This window comes from Dyadobacter sp. SG02, assembly GCF_900109045.1.
Classification (GTDB): Bacteria; Bacteroidota; Bacteroidia; order Cytophagales; family Spirosomataceae; genus Dyadobacter.
Window position 1 is genome coordinate 77,491 of the sequence record NZ_FNYL01000016.1, and the last position, 18,261, is coordinate 95,751.

Annotated in this window: 17 protein-coding genes; 15 read left to right on the forward strand and 2 right to left on the reverse strand. The window is 51.4% G+C overall.

The features are described 5' to 3' along the window. Positions 1-6 precede the first annotated feature (6 nt). The 10 genes from BMW93_RS29375 (at position 7) to tssD (BMW93_RS29420) (ending at position 8,975) form a co-directional block, all read left to right on the forward strand. Positions 7-1,125 carry a hypothetical protein gene (locus BMW93_RS29375; RefSeq protein WP_229240967.1) on the forward strand — a complete coding sequence of 373 codons (1,119 nt, stop codon included), beginning with the start codon at positions 7-9 and terminating at the stop codon, positions 1,123-1,125. After that, entirely contained in the window at positions 1,122-2,234 is a 1,113-nt protein-coding gene (locus BMW93_RS29380; protein ID WP_090384988.1) for an OmpA family protein, read from the forward strand. The genes BMW93_RS29375 and BMW93_RS29380 overlap by 4 nt, the downstream gene beginning before the upstream one ends. Positions 2,235-2,237: 3 nt before the next feature. Then, positions 2,238-3,254, forward strand: a complete 1,017-nt coding sequence (locus BMW93_RS29385; protein WP_090384990.1) for a hypothetical protein — start codon at positions 2,238-2,240, stop codon at positions 3,252-3,254. Positions 3,255-3,336: 82 nt separating this feature from the next. Beyond that, a complete protein-coding gene (locus BMW93_RS29390; RefSeq protein ID WP_090384993.1) occupies positions 3,337-3,636 on the forward strand; it encodes a PAAR domain-containing protein in 300 nt (99 codons plus the stop codon). A gap of 32 nt (positions 3,637-3,668) precedes the next feature. Continuing rightward, on the forward strand, positions 3,669-4,118 hold the full coding sequence (locus BMW93_RS29395) for a hypothetical protein (RefSeq protein WP_090384995.1): 450 nt from the start codon (positions 3,669-3,671) through the stop codon (positions 4,116-4,118). Positions 4,119-4,355: 237 nt separating this feature from the next. Next, positions 4,356-5,726, forward strand: a complete 1,371-nt coding sequence (locus BMW93_RS29400; protein WP_090384997.1) for a DUF5458 family protein — start codon at positions 4,356-4,358, stop codon at positions 5,724-5,726. Positions 5,727-5,760: 34 nt separating this feature from the next. Further along, positions 5,761-6,168, forward strand: coding sequence for a type VI secretion system tube protein TssD (tssD, locus tag BMW93_RS29405; protein WP_090384999.1), 408 nt, complete (start codon positions 5,761-5,763; stop codon positions 6,166-6,168). Between the two features lie 3 nt (positions 6,169-6,171). Beyond that, positions 6,172-6,672, forward strand: a complete 501-nt coding sequence (gene tssD, locus BMW93_RS29410; protein ID WP_090385002.1) for a type VI secretion system tube protein TssD — start codon at positions 6,172-6,174, stop codon at positions 6,670-6,672. Continuing rightward, a complete protein-coding gene (locus BMW93_RS29415) occupies positions 6,673-8,511 on the forward strand; it encodes a type VI secretion system Vgr family protein (RefSeq protein ID WP_090385003.1) in 1,839 nt (612 codons plus the stop codon). A 47-nt stretch (positions 8,512-8,558) separates the two neighbouring features. Next, entirely contained in the window at positions 8,559-8,975 is a 417-nt protein-coding gene (gene tssD, locus BMW93_RS29420; RefSeq protein WP_090385005.1) for a type VI secretion system tube protein TssD, read from the forward strand. Positions 8,976-9,049: 74 nt separating this feature from the next. Here tssD (BMW93_RS29420) and BMW93_RS29425 read toward each other — a convergent pair whose 3' ends face one another. Further along, entirely contained in the window at positions 9,050-9,817 is a 768-nt protein-coding gene (locus BMW93_RS29425) for a TssN family type VI secretion system protein (RefSeq protein ID WP_090385008.1), read from the reverse strand. A 78-nt stretch (positions 9,818-9,895) separates the two neighbouring features. On the opposite strand from BMW93_RS29425, the gene BMW93_RS29430 reads away from it, so the two are divergent. The 3 genes from BMW93_RS29430 to BMW93_RS29440 are packed head-to-tail and all read left to right on the forward strand — an operon-like array spanning position 9,896 to position 13,148. Continuing rightward, on the forward strand, positions 9,896-10,324 hold the full coding sequence (locus BMW93_RS29430; RefSeq protein WP_090385010.1) for a GPW/gp25 family protein: 429 nt from the start codon (positions 9,896-9,898) through the stop codon (positions 10,322-10,324). 1 nt (position 10,325) lies between these two features. Further along, positions 10,326-12,182, forward strand: coding sequence for a type VI secretion system baseplate subunit TssF (locus BMW93_RS29435; protein WP_090385013.1), 1,857 nt, complete (start codon positions 10,326-10,328; stop codon positions 12,180-12,182). Positions 12,183-12,236: 54 nt separating this feature from the next. Then, positions 12,237-13,148, forward strand: a complete 912-nt coding sequence (locus tag BMW93_RS29440) for a hypothetical protein (protein ID WP_090385015.1) — start codon at positions 12,237-12,239, stop codon at positions 13,146-13,148. A 2-nt stretch (positions 13,149-13,150) separates the two neighbouring features. On the opposite strand, the gene BMW93_RS29445 is transcribed toward BMW93_RS29440, so the two are convergent. Then, positions 13,151-14,422, reverse strand: coding sequence for an outer membrane beta-barrel protein (locus tag BMW93_RS29445; RefSeq protein ID WP_090385017.1), 1,272 nt, complete (start codon positions 14,420-14,422; stop codon positions 13,151-13,153). Positions 14,423-14,692: 270 nt separating this feature from the next. Between BMW93_RS29445 and BMW93_RS29450 the strand changes: the two genes are divergently transcribed. Both BMW93_RS29450 and secDF read left to right on the forward strand, forming a co-directional pair. Next, complete coding sequence (locus BMW93_RS29450) at positions 14,693-15,085, forward strand: hypothetical protein (protein ID WP_229240969.1); 393 nt, start codon at positions 14,693-14,695, stop codon at positions 15,083-15,085. Positions 15,086-15,208: 123 nt separating this feature from the next. Continuing rightward, positions 15,209-18,205: a protein translocase subunit SecDF gene (secDF, locus tag BMW93_RS29455; RefSeq protein WP_090385020.1), complete on the forward strand. Its 2,997-nt coding sequence runs from the start codon at positions 15,209-15,211 to the stop codon at positions 18,203-18,205. Positions 18,206-18,261: the final 56 nt, after the last annotated feature.

Below are 18,261 nucleotides of genomic sequence, written 5' to 3' on the forward strand. Positions count from 1 at the left end.
TTGGTAATGAAAAGACTCTTTACATTTTTGATGACGCTGCTTGCCGTACAGGCACTGGCCCAGGACCGGATCTGGCTCGATAACGGCAATCCTGTACAAGCCAAGCTCAGCCGTGCGATGGACAGCAAGCTGGAATGGATCGCTTCGGACGGTATTCCGCGGATTTACCACAGGAAGCGCTTTCTGGTCATATTCGGGTCGGCGGGGCAATTCATGGTGATTTCGGAGCTGAACGAAAGCCCGAACAAAGCCCAGACGCAGATCGAGGCGTTCTATAAAGCACCGCCGCGGAATGTGAGCCAGGATATTATCATCAAAAGCGTCCCGCTGACCGTGATTACCGGCAACATCTCCTACGAAAGCGACGAGGTGATCAATTACCTGACCATGGAAGGCAATGCGGCGTCGATCAACAAGGAAGAAGTAGCGACGGTCATTTACCGCGACGGCCGCCACGAAATCCTGCGGGATGTGGTAGATGTGGCGCCATTGCTCGCATTGGCACATAAGGAAATAGAGAAAAAGGAACGCGAGATCGTCAGAAAGGAAGCGGACAAAACGCAAAATCAACCCATTGCCAAAAAAGACGTCCCGCCACCGCCGAAAGAGCAGACCAAACCGGTACTGAACGACGCCGAATACAAGGAATACAGCGCAAAAGGCATTCGCCGGGTGGATGAATTTACCTCCTACCTGCGCATTATCGGGGATAAAAGCCTGAAATCGGAAGACAAGAACAAAGCGGTGCAGCAAGCGCTGAGCCTGTTTGAACCACAAGCCACGGTGGCCGTCAGCTCCGCAAAAGGCGTGAAGAAGTATCCCGTTAAAGAATACCTCAACCGCCTCAAACTTTTACCCTATTCCAAAATCAATATTACCTGGAACGAGGTCAAATATGTGAGCGAGCTTAAACAGGAGGCTGACGGCAACTATTACGGGATTATCGCCGGTCAGCAAGTTTTTGAAGGTTATGCAGCCAATGGAAAGGTCGCCTACGGGGATATTACCCGCAAGAATATCCGCGTCAAACTTGAATCGTATCAGAAAACCATCGATGGCAAGGATACGGTGAACTGGGAAGTTTTATTGGGAAATATAGGCGTCGAAACCAACGAGGGACAATGAAAACCAGGCTATACATCTTCCTGTTTTTGTTTCAGGCGGCCTTCCAGGCGGCCACCAGTTCGCTGCATGCGCAATGCGGTTACCTGTCGGGCAAGATCACCGATATTTCGGGTGCGACGCCCCTCGTGGCCAGCCTCTCCGCCAAAACCGACCAGGGCAAACTGCGGCTCGGCAAATCCGACAGCCTGGGCATATTCAAAGTGGAAATGCCTTGCCAGATTATCGAGCTGACCATCGAATGCCCGCAATTCCAGACGCAGCATATTCCGGTCAATATTGACGGGAAAGCCGAAGGCACGTCTGTCGTCTCATTAGCCATGATGCCTTTGGGCAAACAAACCAGCGACGAACCTTACGCGCAATCGGAGCAAAAGCATTTTGAATTAAAGGATTCGCTGAAAGCAGTATCGATTGTGAGGCGAATTGAAGTGCGCGATGCATTGTCGGACCAGCGGCTACCGGCGGAGATTTGTCTTTATTATACCCAAAAACAGAAAAAGGACTGCTTCGCGCTGACGACCGACCGGCCAAGGGCTGAAATCGTATTCACTGAAAAAGATATTGTAGCCATTGAAGTAAAATCGGGCGGCTACCAGGGTTACAACGGCAATCTTATCCTTGACAAAACCGACGAAGAGCCCAGAACTTACATTATCAAACTGAACCTTCAACGGACGATCAATATTAAGGGGCAACCGATCGCTAAGCCCATCGCTGCTGTGGCGAATGTAGAAACACCGGCTCTCAAAGGCGTTACCGCGTCCGACAAGACGCTCTATTTCCCGAGAAGCGATTACAAGCTGCCGGTACAATCGCGCACCTACCTCGATTCGGTGGCCATTTACATTCTCGAAAACAAAAACAAAGGCCTGCGCATTACCGGCCACACCGACAACGTAGGCAACGCCGGCCTCAACATCACGCTATCGGAATACCGTGTCCGGGTGATCTCGCGGTACCTCATCGGCAAAGGTGTGCCCGAGGAAGTGATTGCGGCGGTGGGTATGGGCAGCAAATTTCCGGTTCGCCCGAACGACAGCGAGGAAAACCGGCGCATGAACCGCCGCGTGGAGGTGCAGATCATTGATTTAGACTCAAAAAGCAACTGAAATATGAAAACGGGAATGAAGAACAGTTTCGAATGGCGGATGGCATTGCTGCTATTGGGCCTCATGGGCGCCACTTTGCAGGCGGGCGCGCAGGCGCTCACACGCAGGGACGCGGACGAAATACGCGTACTGGCACGCGAGAAGGTCAAAGGCCTCAACGACCTCCTCAATGCGATCGCCAACGAAGACCTCAGCAACTACGAGCGCCGCTACCTGATGATGAACAGCTATATGCCCAGCAACGACCAGATTTTCATCAACGACGGTGTGATCGTGGAGGACGACGTAGATCCGAAGCACAAAAGCAGCGCCCCCGGCCTCGATACGCCCATCGAAAAGTATCTGAGCAACTTTGACCTTTTTTATGTCAAATCGGAAACGAATACCATTGAATTTACCAACCTGGTGGTTTCGGATGTCAAAGTCGACAAATACCCGTTTGTAAAGGTTTTTTATACCCAGCATTTCAAAGGCAAAAGCAATAAAGACAATACGCCCTACACGCCCATTGCCCGCGTGGCCGAGCTTCGGGCGGACAAGTCGGGCAACGACTGGATCGTGTTCCTGACGCGCATCGCATTTAATTCGGCCGAAAGCGCCAAATCGGTGCCGGTAACCCCGAAACCTTCCGCTACTTATGATTCGCTCCAACGCCAAAAAGAGCCTGTTGTAAGTAAGGCATCGGACCGTCCGCCGGTGGCAAAGCCCGAAGACGCGAAGGAAGGCGAGCGGGTTTTCAAAGAACTTAACAAACCTAATGCCGAAGCGGCAGCCAATGCCCGCAAATGGGGGGCGATCAAGCTCGGGGCCGGAGTCGCAGCCCTTGCATTCGGCGCGGTGACTTACAGTATGCTGAATAAAGATTACAAAGAATATAAGAAGCTGATAGACAATCCGGAAGGCCTTACCAGCTATGCCAAGCCGGGTATTTACGTCTCGGTAGGCGCAGCGGCGGTCGGACTAGGCGTCTCGCTCACTTCCCTTTTCGATTTCAAGCGCGCGAAGCAGCTTTCGCAGTAATGTGAGGGCGTTTGGCGGATTTATAACATTTACCTTCTTGACCGCTGACGGCTGAGCGCCGACGGCCGAAAACCTTAAAGTTATGCCTCAACCAGCAGCAAGAATTGGCGACATGCACGTATGCCCGATGGTTACTCCCGGAACGCCTCCGGTGCCCCATGTAGGCGGACCCGTGCTGCCCCCGGGCACCCCCACTGTGCTTATAGGTGGGCAGCCGGCCGCTTGTGTCGGCGATATGTGTGTATGTACAGGCCCGCCTGACTCCATCGTCATGGGTTCCACGTCGGTAATGATCGGCGGAAAGCCCGCGGCACGCCTTGGCGACCCTACCGCCCATGGCGGAAGCATTGTAGTGGGTTGTCCCACAGTTTTGATCGGCTAGCAACAACAGTATTTACTTAATCCTATACAACTATGTTCAACTACGGAATAGGCGGTAATGAACGCAAGATTGACCAGTCCAGTGAAGGGATTGCTGATATTCCCCAAAACCGCACCCTTTTCGCCACGCAACTGACCGGCGACCCGTCGCCCAGGCCGGAAATGGTTTACGATCTCAAAACCACCGAAGAAGTCTTCGCCCATTATCAGCCCGAGTCGGAAGTCGAGTTTATCACATCCGACGGCAGTTTTATCAATGAAAACCTGCGGTTCAGGAATCTCGGGGATTTTGGTAAAAAAGGGATCATCGCCCAAAGCGCATTCCTCCAAGACCTCGACGCACGCAACGAAGCTTACCAGCAGGTAGTAAGGCACCTCAAAGTGAACAAGATCCTGAAAGCCGCATTGGAAAAACCCGAAGCGAAGGCCGCATTGCTGGGCGTTTTCCAGACGCTGATAAACGAGTTGGAGGAAGCGGGATGAATTAATGAGTGAATGAGTGAATGAGTGAATGAGTGAATTTTGAATGATTGAATGACCGAATGATTGAATAGTCAACACGTCATTGTCTTCGGATCAAAATTGTCATAAAGTCTGACAAACCAGAATCACTTTTTAGCGTACCCCGTTCACTCATTCACTCATTCACTCATTCACTCATTCAATCATTCAATCATTCAATCATTCATCATTCAGTCATTCAGTCATTCAAAATTGAACATGGCAACCGATACAAAAACAACCCAAGACGACTCCGCCCCGGCGCTCCGTGAACGCGTAGCCGTTCCGCTGGAAACCGGCCTGCCGCTTCTGGCTAAATATGGCAGCTTCGACCTCGTGGAAACCATCATCGAGGGCGCTGCGAACATTAATCCGGAGAAAAAGGCCCGGAAAAAGATATTCCTTACCGAAGCCGACAAGAAGAAAGAACGCCAGCAATTGAAAAAACGGCTGGAACTATGGTCGGAGCTGCTGAGCAGCGCAGAAAGTGTGCCGGACATGATCGAAGCCGGTCAGAAGCAGGCGGATTCCGCATTTGAATTATTAAAAGAAAACCTCGGTAAAGCCGTGGAGCAGATCCGGCCACTGGAACAATCATACCGCTCCGTGGCGATGTTTTTCAAGAATACGGAACAGGATAAGGTCAAAAACGTCACATTCCTGAACGCAGCGGCCGATCAGTTACAGGATCTTGACGTGACGACATTCATAGACGCTGTTGGAGAGGAACTTGCTTCTAAGTACGACCGCCTCGATTTGCGCGAGAACTACTCGATCCTGAATGTACCGGGCTACCTGGGCTCCGGCAAAGTAGTCGACAAATGGGCGAAAATGGCGCACAAAAACAAAACCATGCTCCTGACCGACTTCATGCACCTGGACGCACCCGAGGATGTCATGGAGCTTTTTGAATCGGCTAACCTCACCGGCGGCGCGGCGCATTTATCCAATGTAATGATGACCTGCAACTGGCTCGTAGGACGTGCAAAACACGACGACCTCGGCGAAGAAGACGACCTCTACATTCCGCCTTCGACCGCTTTGGCCGGTAATGTGTATAAAACCCTGATGTCCCAGGTGGCTGCGGGAAAAAAACACGGTACGCTCAGCGAAGTGGACGGTGTGCGGTTTCCGCTCAAAAAATCGGAGATCGCGGATCTGGAAAAAATGGGACTGATCCCGATGGTGAACGAATACAGCAAGGTCATGGCATTCTCGGCCAAAACACTGTTCAATGGCGATAATGTCGGCTTGCAGACCTACTCGGTCGTCCGCGTTTTCGATTACATCACCAAAGTTCTGATCGATTTCCTGAACCGCCGGGCATTCGAAAACTTCGATTACAACACCAAAAACGACCTGAAAAAGCAGATTATCAAGTTCCTCGACAGCGTCACCGGCCCCGGCAAGCTTATCGAGAAATTCAGCGTAATGCGTTTCGAGCAGGATAAGGACCAAAAAGACAAGGTTTACCTCGACATCCACATGGTACCCTATTTCCCCGCGAAAAACTTCATGATAGCCCTCACGGGACAAAAAGGAGACGATCTGGACGCCGCCGCCTGGGCAGCGGAATATGCGCAACAGTGATAATGTTGAATCATTCAATCATTAAAAGTTAACGATGCCATACAGTGCGACGCTAAAAATCGACGGGGAACATGAATATAGCGTCATGTTCATGCAATTCGAGTTGCACCAGACGGTGGACGACGCGATGTCCATTACCTCGCCGATCCAGTGGGCGCATTTGTACATGGAGCTGGAAATGGTACTCGACGATTTTTTGGTGGAATGGGCCAACAAGCCATCGCAGAAATACGACCTCACGGTGGAGCAATTCGGAGAGGTCGGCTCTTTCAAAACGTTGAGTTTCAAGGAGGCGGTTTGCATTGAGTTCGTGGAAATGTTCGACGACGGTACCGACGACCTCGACAAGGCGCTCAGCGCCCGCTTGCAGAATTTCATCACCTGCATTACCGTGACGGCCGGCAACGTGGAAATCAACGAAGCAAAACTTGAAAACTTTTAGCAAATGGCTGACCAGGATGCCAGTATCGGGGTGGAAGCACACCTTACCCTGGACGGGAAGGAGTTCACGGTGAAAAAACTCGCTTACGGCTGCAACCGCAATGCCGACGAACGCGGGAGCCCTACGGATTCGCCGAAAGCACGGCTCATACGGATGACGATCGCGCCTATGCAGAACGACGATTTCGCATTACTCTACGACTGGGCATTCAAAAACGACCGGCAGCTCAGCGGGCAGGTGGAGTTCAAATACGACAACGACTCGCAGATATTGCGCAAAATGGAGTTTGAGGAAGCCTATTGCGTGGGTTTCCGGGAGTCGTTCCGGGCTAAGCAGTCGACGATCCGGGGAAATAAGTTGGCGCATGTGCCGGATACGAAAGGGTACCTGCCACAGCACCGGGGTAAGGATTATTTCCTGCGCGACAGCAGTCTCGCATTGGTTTACGAACTGGTGATTTTACCCCAAAAAGTCAAAATCGGTCAGGTTGAAATAAGTAGCTAAATGGCACGACAGGTTAACACGAGCATTGAAATCGAAGGCGGCGTCGAGATTACCCGGCACCTCGGGCTGGTGATCGAACAGGATTTGTTCGCGCATCACTGGTTTGAGCTGCTGGTACCGTTCGAGCAGCTGGAAGACGAAGGCGAGCATTTCTTCAACCGTTCGCACCGCGCGGTAATGGGCAAGAAGATCACTTTCTCGTTCAGCCCCCGCCTCGGCTCCGATTCTTTCGACTTCGTATTTCAGGGCATTGTAACCGAGATCCGCCTCCGAAGCCTGAGCGATATGAGCAGCGCATTTGTACTGAAAGGTTACAGCCCGACCATCGTACTGGAAGATTCGGTGCAGCGACGGTCGTTCCTGCGGGGAACGGTGCAGGATATATTTAATACCGTCCTTCAACCTTATCCGCAAAATTTGCTCAGAAAGCAGCTTAATCCTGAAAATGGCGGTCGGCAGGTCCCTTTTACCCAGTACAATGAGAGCAATTACAAATTCCTCTGTCGCGTAGCCGACCGTTGCTGCGAGTGGTTTTATTACAATGGTCGCGAGCTCGTGCTCGGCGACAACAGCTCCGGGGAAGTCGATTTCCTGGTGGATGGTTTGCAAAACTTCGATGTGGCATTACAACTGCAACCGGCCGCATTCAGCTTTGAAGGATACAACTATACCATTCCTGAGGCATTCACCGGCCAGTCGTCGCAGCAGAATGTGGACGGGTTGACATCGCTTAGCGAGTTTGCGTTGGAGCAGTCGGACAGCCTTTTTGCCCAAACTTCGCTCCTGCCCTCGCCCGAGATTGTGGGCGGCCAGGGTGAAATCGACGAGCTCACCAAAATGGAACGTTCGGCCAGGGTCACTTCCATGGTCGATTTCCGGGGCTCGGGCGAAACGCCTACCATGAGCGTCGGCACGGTACTGGCTGTAAAAGGCCAGCGGCTCAACGAGCGCGGCGAGGCTTATGAAGAAAATTTCGGAAAATACCGGGTGGTGCATATCCGGCACGAGGTGAATACGGCCGGAAGTTACCAGAATAGTTTCAACGCAGTACCGGAATCGGCGCAGCACCCGCCCAATAACCCTCACGTCCGCAACCCGCTGGGCGAAACGGAACAAGCAGAAGTGATCGCCAACGACGACAGCGAAAGCCTCGGGCGCGTACGTGTGAAGTTCTTTTGGAGCCAGAGCCGTCAGCAGGACCAGGAGTCGATATGGATGCGGGTAGGGACGATGCACAATGCCACAGGCCGGGGTGTGAACTTCGTGCCCGAGGTAGGCGCGATGGTGATGGTGGGGTATGAAGGTAATCTGGCAGAAAACCCTTTTGTGATGACCTGCCTTTACCCCAAACCGGAAGAAGACATCAGCTACACCTCCGATAACAACGATTTCAAGGTCATCGCGACGCGTTCCGGCAATATGGTCATTTTCATCGACGAAGATGGCGACGCCAAAATACAGATCAGCAACCGCGAGAAGACCGACACATTCCTGGAATTCGCATTCAAGGACGACGGCAAGATCAGGCTGCACGTCGAGAATGGACTTCTGGAAATCAAGTCCAAAGAAATTAACATAGAAGCGACGGAGGACATTACTGTCAGTGCGGGCGGAAAATTTGATTTGCACGCGGGCGAAATCGCGATGAAGGCCGATCAGAGCATCAAAATGGAAAGCGGTACCGACACCAATATCAAGGCCGGCACCGAGTTGAATACGGAAGGTACCGCAAGCGCGAAAATGAAAGGCGCGCAGCTCACCCTCGAAGGCGAGGCTATGGCCGAATTGAATAGCAATGGCACCACCGTCATTCAGGGCACGCTCATCACTTTGAATTAAGTCAATATATCCATAATCAATTCATTCACTTTTAAACACTTACAACTATGCCAGCTTCAAGTTTTGACGCTTATTTTACCTGGGATGGCGGCCCGTCGGGCGACGGCATCGCCGTGATCTCATGCAGCTACTCCCTGTCGCAATCCACCGACGATAAAGGACGTGTTTCTTCCAAAGTATATGGCGGAAACGTGTTTATACAAGTTGACTCTTCCAGCGCCGACGATAGCAGAAGCCTCTGGGAGTGGATGGTAGATCCAGACGGAAAGAAGGCCTCCGCAAAGATTACTTTCAAGAATGTAGACGAAGAGCAAACCCAAAAGGAGCTCGAACTCACCGATGTGTACTGCGTGCAATATGCCGAAAGCTTCGTAGAAACCGGCTCCATGCCTATGACTACCAGCATTACGTTGTCGGCGAGGGAAATCAAATTGTTTGGTACGCCGCATACCAATCGTTGGTAGTTATTGTGTCAGCCTGAGCGCGGTCGAAGGCCGTTACATTACCGGCCTTCGACTGCGCTAAGGCTGACATTACCCTACCCACGCACGGCCACGATCGTCTCGTTATCGACAATGTGGTTGGCCTGAAATGTAAGGTCCGGGTCCATGTAAACGCGGCGCTTGTACCAGGGGAGTTTTTTATAAAACAACCATCCATAAGGCGTACCGTCGGGCGCGAGGTATTCCACCGGGCTGCCGGGGTTACGGTCGTTGTAGTCGTTCAGGAAAATAAAAAACAGCTCGCCGAACAACATGGAATGCGGGGCTTTGGCACGGAAGTTCGTAAATGCGGCTTCATCGGCCTTTTTGGTAAACTCAAACTGGATCACCAGCACGCGGGAAAGATCGAGCAAATCCATATCCGGCAATGACTGGCCGACGGGATAATACCACTTTTTGTATTCTTTGAGGGGTATTTCGAGATAACTCTGATAAACCCTGGCCACAAAAACCGGGAATAGAAAGCCGACCAGCGCCGTGGCCATTCCCACACCCTTGAAAAGCTCCTGGGCCAGTTTATGGTAAAGGAAAATGATTACCAGTGCGGTGAGCAGGGTGATCAGCAATGTAAAACCGATTGCCCGCGCCGAGCGGCTTTCAAAAAGGCTGCCAAACCATTGCGAAAGCAGGTAAATGTGCAGGATGCCCAGGACCAGAAAACAGATCATGGCCATCGGGTAGGCATCGCGGTAATCGATCACCCGGAAACCCAGCGCGCCTACCAACGTCAGAACGGCTATCAGAACGACTGCATATAAAACTTGGAGACGTTGCGTGACAGTTTTAACAAACGGAAGGTTCATCGGGAAGCTTGGAAGTTGGTGACCAGACAAAAATAAGCCAGACTTTCATTAATACAACCACAATTTATTAAACGCCGGATGGAAGATCAAAACTATTCTTTGCCGCTCGCGCTCGACCGCATCGTGGCCGGCCTGCCGCATCCGAAATGCCCAGACAGGGAGGCGATCCATCAGCATTTGTACCTTTTAATGGTAACCCACTTCGACGAAAACCGCTTCGATAGCCGCTACGGATGTGCGCTCTGGGAGCACGACTTTTCGGTTTTATCCCAAATTAAATGGAAAGACCTCATCCGCGAATCGCTCGAAGAAGCGGTTGGCACCTACGAACCGAGGCTTACCAATGTCAAAATCAGGGTTGAAATGGAAGAATTCGAGGTTCTGACGAAAACGAACAACTACGTCCGCAAACGCGTGGGCATCGAGATCAAGGCCACGATCCGGCGGACCAACGAGCCGTTCGTATTCTTCGAACGCATTTTCATATCCCCTTTATCCATCGAATGATATGCCCGAAACGATCAACTATACCAAGGAAAACATCTCCCGCCGGCTGATCAGACGCTGCGCCGAACTCTGGGGCATCGACGACGCCCAGGCCGACCATTTCGATCCGCTGGTACGGCTGCTGGTGGAGGCCTGTTCGGTGGAATTTGAAAAGGTAGGACAGGAAATCGAGCATACCGAGCTGCGACTGATGACCCGCCTGGCCGAAATCCTTTCACCCGAAACCCATAACGGCCCGCAACCTGCCACTGCCATCGTGCAAGCACGCCCGCAGGAACCGACCGGCTGGATCGAACCTGAGAACCAGCTGACCGGCAGGCGTACCAATGTGCGGAAAGGGGAAACCACCGAGGTGCATTTCGCCCCCGCGGGCCGGTACCCGCTCGTGAATGCGACAATTATCCAATATGCTACACCGCAGGGGCTTTTTTCCGTAGAAAAAGGCGCAAAAACATTAGTTGCCAAAACATTACCCCAACCCGGCGGCGAACAAAGTATTTGGCTTGGCCTGGAAATCGAGCCGGGCATAACTTCCTGGAACGGCTTCCGCTTCTATTTCGACTGGGCCGCGGCCGGCGGTCCGGGCGATGCGGCCGAATACCAGTACCGCGAGTTTTTGCCAACAACGGGCTGGTGGGCAAACGGCAAGCAACTCCCCATTCTGAACGGCTTGCAGGACGAAGCCATCGACGATTCCATTCTTATCTACAACGACAGCTTCGTCCGCATTCAAAGCGACGATTCCTGGGAAAAGGGCAAACTGAAAACCGTGCCCTACCCCGCCGCATTCGAGGCCATGTTCGATATGCGGACTCTGCAATCCCTGAAAAGGCCTTTGACATGGATACAAATAACCTGGCCGGCCATATTTCCGCTGGCGGGATTTGAACAAATGAATGTCGCGCTGAATGCGTTTCCTGTACAAAACAAGCAACTCAACAAAATCACCTACCGCCTGCAAACCGGTTTGAACGGCATTGCTTTACCCAGCGGCGACGCTTTTATGGGTATTCAAAGTGTGGTTAATCAAAAAAATCAGGTGTATACGGCGTCCGAAAAGAACCTGTACACCGATGAAGAAACTACGCAGCCGCCTGGTATACAGCAAATTAATACGTCGCCCGCCAGCACACCACGAATTTATACCCTCCGCAGGCAAGGCATCGGCCGTTTCGATAAACGTGATGCGCGGGCAGTACTGTACCAGCTTCTGGAATTGCTTCGCGACGAGGTGACGGCCTTCAATGCGATCGGTGAAGACTTCCTGGCTTCCATTCTCCGAGAAATTGCCCAGAATATGGCGAGGATCGAGCAGAAGCTGGGCGTCAAAAAAGCCAGTGAAACCACCGCGCAGCCGTTTCTGGTCATTCGGGGCGATAAAAATCCGGATGTGCTTTTCATTTCCTATTGGAGCACGCTGGCCGAGCAAGCCAACGGCATTCCTGCGGGTACGCGCCTGCAATCGTATGCGGCCTCGGGCGTGAGCGGTACGGACATTACCCTGCTCACGCGCTCATCGGGCGGGAAGGCCAGGCCGGACGAAAGCGATTATGTGAACCAGCTGCGAAAGAACATCGTCACCCGCAACCGGCTCGTCACACTGGAAGACATGCGCGCATTCTGTACCTCCGAACTAGGCGACAGGCTTCGTAAAGTTCAGGTAAAGCCGCATTTCATGCCCGGCAAAATGCCCGGTCAGGGATTCGTGCGCTGTCTGCAAATCGGCCTCACGCCAGCCTCCCCGGCCCGTGCAAGCGACGACTGGGCCCGCGAATGCGAACTGCTGCAACTAAAAGTAACCCGCCTCTCAACCGGCATGTACCCCATCCAGGTAGTCACAATCCCCAACCACACCTGACCACCCCTGACAACACCTGACTACACTTGACAACACCCGACAACACCTGACCCAATGAACCCCCGCCCCGACCTCAAAGCCGAATTCATCGCCAGTTCATGGCTCGAAAACGATATTCCCGCGGCGCAAATCCTTTTTCGCCCGCTGGGCGATTTCAAGCGGCGCAGCCACCACGATATCGAAAACACGCGCGAGCTGGAATTGGGCAATTTCAAAGGGCAGGTAATCGATTCTAACCGAAGCGGTATTTACGACCATCTGCCCGAGCAGCTGTTTCATTTACCTTCATCGACCAATTTGGGTACGGTTAAGAAGAAAGTGGACGAAATAAGGCTGCAACGCGAGAAGGAACAGAAATCACGGTTGTTTTTCCTGCCATTGGAGCAGGAATTCTTCCTTAACCGCGTTAGCCTGGCCCGGCTGGAACAATGCGCCTGGGAATTGGGCGCGGATTCGGGGTTACTGCAAGAACTGAAAGCATTCTGGCAGGCGCCGCCTTCGCTGGATGAAAGTGTATTCGTTCAACTACTTCCTTTGCTCCCGCTCGTTTCTGAAAACCGGGGCAATCTCGATAAAGCCGCGGAAATCATGACCATTGCATTGCGCCTACCGGTTGAAATACACATCATTTATGGTTTGAAATACCATTATGAATGCAACGCCAGCATGGGTGATGCCTTGCTCGGAGCTGATACCGCGCTGGGTGGCGACTTGGACACCTATTTACCTCAAATCAATGTCGATATCGAGGTCCCTAGCCCCGCCGGACTGGATAAATACCTTCACAACCCAAACTTTGATGTACTGGTAAACTGGCTTCTGGGCTGGTTTGTCCCGGTTGAATATGATTTCGCCGTATCGCTCAAACTGCCTGCCGATGCATCCGCATTCACGCTCGCTTCCGAGGATGGTTTTTCAGTCCCGCTGGGTTACGCCACGCTGTCTGCCGAGATCAATTTCGCGTAGGCCTACCTTTCCAACAGTCGATAGGAAAGCAGGAAGTAGTTACGACCGATTTTGGAATCTAACTTTTGATAAAAGGACATTCCTCCTGAGGTTTCGTGACGAAACTCAATGCCAAATTTCTTGTAACTGACTCCCAAACCGTAGATTAATCCGAATTCATATTTCCGGGCTTTCTCAATCGCCTCCTGGCTGGTTATTGTAGGGTTGGAAGTTTGAAATTTTTCCTCGGTAATTCGCTCGTTCGTTACTGAAATGGCCCGGGCGTTTGATACCCCTGCATTCAAAAATAATTTGCAACCACCGACCGGGATCTGATATCTGGCCATATTGATGAGTTTGAGATACCCGAAACCGAATGTATTCGTGACTTTATTATAACTATTATCGGAATAGGTGGCCTGCTTCGAAATGCTCGTCTTGTAGGCGGTAAATGCAAGCTCATTGTACAACGACACCCTTTGCTTCAACCTGGGGAACAGATAATTCAGGAACACTCCGCCCGAAACTTTATTTGACACGGGAAAATCACCATTTACAAGGTCCGGCTCCACTGGTCCTTCAAAACTCAGCTTTGAGCTGGACAGCCCTGCAACAATACCCAACTGGATGGATGAACCGGTACGTTTATACGACACTGTCGGTGCTTTTTGCGAGGAGCATTTTTCGTAGAATCTGTCGAATACCTTACCAATCGAATTCTGGGAATACGGCAGCAATTTCTCGTCGGATAATAATCCCGGGCATTCCGTAAAGAAATTTTTCAATTGCTCGCGGTAATAGGTGACGTTCACCACATTTTGCGAGCCATTACTTGCGATATACCGGTGATTGATCAGCAGTTGGTAAGGCCCGTTCTTGTCCCTGATGTATAGCTGAACTTTCCCGTCTTTGTCCTTCAAATAAAACAAACCTTTCGGACCATTGTTGACAACCAGCAAAAAAGCCACTGTTTTTATAAGTTCCGGCTTTGAAGAAGAAGATAACCTGTCAATCTCGGTCGGGCTTATGTTTACCTCCACATCCGCTTTAACGTAGTTTTCTCCGTGCACTCCGAAGCCTTCCATGTCGCTCAGGCCGTAGGTTTCAACTTTTTCATCAGAGAAAGTTTTGAAATTGATTGTCTCCGGGTTCCGTGACCAGCTTTTGTAATCGATGTAGCCCCTTATCGTATCGTTGGGAGAAGTGACCAGGTAACCAGGTTCAAAAGATTTCTGCGCTTTGGAGCAATAGGAATATAGAACAAAAAGAATTAGGCAGGCGAACTTAAAGCGCATAGAGATTTTGAAGAGCTAATTGAGTCCCAAAGAAACGACAAAAATTTATATCAACAGTCTGCAAGAAACAGGCACATCTGGACCGCGTTTTGTATCACCTTGACTTTCATTGCCTTAGCATATCTAGTAAAAAACAGCCTTTTCAACTCAAAAAACACGCAAAACACAAGTTATTAACAAAATAGTAATATCGACTCGTGGGAAATTTATCTTGCGATTCTGATTTTTTCGAATCAAATTTGCGGTTTCATTGAAATCCCGAATCTGAAAGTGAAGACTGTACGAGTGATTAACCAGGCCATCAGCTTAATGCTTGCCGTCATGCTATTGACGGTGGCGGGCGCGCGGTCGTGGTCGGATCATACGGATCGGGGCGCTTTCCGGAATACCAAAACGGAGGCGGTTGCGAAAGATCTGGCGAAAAAAGCCAACGCGCAGCCCGGCCAGTCGGAGCAGCCCGAAGTCAGCGCACTCAGTTTGAATGCGGTCATCACACCCGCCATTTCCTTCGATTTTTATCAATACCTCTATTTTTTACCGCAACCTGTCTGGCATTTCGTTGCCAAAAAACTCGTTGTTCGGATCGCCTTCAGCGAGCCCGTCTACCTGGTTTCGCATTTCCAGCGGGTCTTCGGCCGGTTTATCGTCACCAACGCTCCGTAATGTGTGAGCGGGCCCGCCGGGTCCGCATGTATGCATTTCCAGAAAGCCTGCACCATTTGATATTTCCTGGCGGGCGGTTTCCAGTTGTATTTCAAGCATTTCAATTAAATTTTTCATTACAAAATGACCAACAAGAACGGGATAATCGCGTTGACGATCGTCATCGCCCTTATTAGCGTCTATAACCTGTCCTTCACTTTTGTGTCGCGCAACTTTAAAAGCAAGGCTATTGCTTATGCGACCGACACGAAAGGAGAGGTGGATATGACCAAAAAACAGCATTATATCGACTCCCTGTGGCGTGAAGAGGTATACCTCGGCCATACTTTGCAAGAAGTAACGGAGCGTGAACTGAACCTCGGCCTCGACTTGCAGGGAGGTATGCACGTAGTATTGGAAGTAGCTCCTGCCGACATCCTGAAAGGAATGGCCGGCGGTAACGCACGCAGCGCGGCATTCCAGAATGCATTGAAAAAAGCAGGCGAAGACAAATCGGCCAGTAACAGCTCGTTTATCAACCGTTTTGTAAAAGCTTATAAAGAACAGGCTCCGAATACGAGCCTCGCTTCAGTATTCGCTACCAGCGCGAACCGTGGCAAGATCAACAGCAACTCGTCGGATTCGGACGTGATCAAGATGCTGAACACGGAGATCGACGGCTCTATCGACCGCGCGTTCCAGATCACCCAGGCTCGTATCGACAAATTCGGTGTAACCAACCCGAACATCCAGCGCCTACCGGGCCAGAACCGCGTTTTGGTGGAGCTTCCGGGTGTGGATAATCCAGAGCGTGTTCGCCGCCTCCTTTCCGGCGCTGCGAAACTCGAATTTGCGGAAGTGTACCTGACCAACGAACTCGGTGCAGGACTCGAAGGCCTTGGCCGTTACCTGACGCAGCAAGCTGAAATCGAGAAAGCGGCCAAGAAAACTGCCGCACCGGCAGGTGCTGCGGCTACCTCCGCGGTTTCTACCGATACAACCAAAAAATCAACAGACGGCAGCCTGGCTGCCCAGTTGGAGAAAAAGGCGGATTCCACTGCCACCGATTCGGCTGCATTGGCCGCTCAAAGCGCTGCATTAACCAGCCTTTTCGTACCAATGCCGCAGGGCCTTGGCGTATACCTGAAAGACACCGCGCGTGCCAGCGCGATCCTGCGCCGTCCGGAAGTGCGGTCACTTTTCCCTGCCGACCTCGTGTTTATGTGGGACCGCAAAGGCACCGAAGCAGGTGGTAACCAACTGATCCTGCCTTTGTATTTCATCAAGAAAGCCAATGGTGAAGCTGCTATGGAAGGTGACGTGATCGTGGACGCAACGCACGACTACGACGACCGTGGCCGTCCGGAAGTAACCATGCGTATGAACGGCGAAGGTGCCCGCAAATGGCGCTCACTCACTGCCCGCAGCGTAGGCCGTCCGGTAGCGATCATCATCGATAACCTGGTTTACACCGCTCCGACCGTACAAGGCGAAATCCCTAACGGTAACTCGTCTATCACCGGTAGCTTCACTGTGGAAGAGACAAAAGATATGGCAAACGTGTTGAAAGCGGGTAAGCTACCTGCTCCTACGCACATCGTGGAAGAAGCCGTTGTAGGTTCTTCATTGGGTGCGGAGGCGATCAACGACGGTTTGTGGTCTTCCGCGGTAGGTCTTCTGATCGTACTCGTGTTCATGGCTGCTTATTACAACCAGGCAGGATGGATCGCCGATATCGCGCTTCTGATCAACTTGTTCTTTCTTTTGGGCGTTATGGCGTCCCTCGGGGCAGTTCTTACGCTTTCGGGTATCGCGGGTATCGTACTTTCGATCGGTATGGCGGTGGATGCCAACGTACTGATTTACGAAGGTATCAAGACCGAGCTGGCGGAAGGCAAGCCATTTGCGCAATCGATCCGTGACGGTTTCAAGCATTCATTGACCGCCATCATCGACTCCAACGTAACGACTCTTTTGACAGGTATTATCCTGTACACATTCGGTACAGGTCTCGTACTCGGTTTTGCAACAACCCTTGTTCTGGGTCTATTGACTTCTTTGTTCAGTGCGATCTTCATTACGCGTTTACTGCTGGAACAAAAACTCAAAAACGGCAAAGTTTTCTCATTCACGAATAACCTGACGAAAAGCTGGTTCCAGGATAACCATTTCGACTTCGTTTCGCAACGTCGCCGTTTCTACATCATCTCTGGGATCATCATCGCGATCGGTGTGGGTTCATTTATCTTCAAAGGATTTGGCTTGGGTATCGACTTCAAAGGTGGCCGCTCTTATGTGGTTCGTTTTGAAAATAATGTGGACGCAGATGCGCTTCGCGCCAACATGGACGAAGTACTCGGCTCGACTACCGAAGTGAAAACTTTCGGAGGTCAGGATCAGGTGAAAATCACTACTCCTTACCTCATCGAGGACACAACGCCGGAAGCTGACCAGAAAGCGGAAGCGAAAATCCTGGAAGGAACCAAGAAAATCGCCAACAACCCTGCTAAAATCGTTAGCTCGAACAAAGTAGGTCCTACTATGGCGAAAGACACGCTGTGGAGCGCGGTTTACGCGGTATTGCTTGCATTGGCAGCCAACTTCGTGTACATCCTCATCCGTTTCAAACGCGTAGCATTCTCGTACGGTGCGGTAATGTCCCTCGCACATGACGTGGTGATTATCCTCGCGATCTTCTCGTTGTTCAACGGATGGTTGCCCTGGTCACTGGATATCGACCAGGCATTCATCGGTGCGATCCTGACCATGATCGGTTATTCGATGAACGATACCGTCGTAATTTATGACCGTATCCGTGATTACCTCGCCGACGAGAAATCGCGCGGGCAAAACCTGTCGACCGTCATCAACAACGCGTTGAACAGTACTTTGAGCCGTACGGCTGTAACCGGTATCTCGGTAATCCTCGTGTTGATCGTTCTGATGATCTTTGGTGGAGCTGTTATCCGCGGATTTACCTTCTGTATGTTGCTCGGGGTGATCGTGGGTACTTACTCTTCACTCTTCGTTGCGGCGCCTATCGTGGTTGACCTTTTGCAACGTTCGCAGAAGAACGAGCCGGCACAGGCAATAGCGGCAGACGCTGCGGCGGCAACGGCGACGAAAAAAGTTAAGGCTTAATTTAAAAGAATAAAAGAGGGTAAGTTTTGTACTTACCCTCTTTTTCTTTGGTGTCT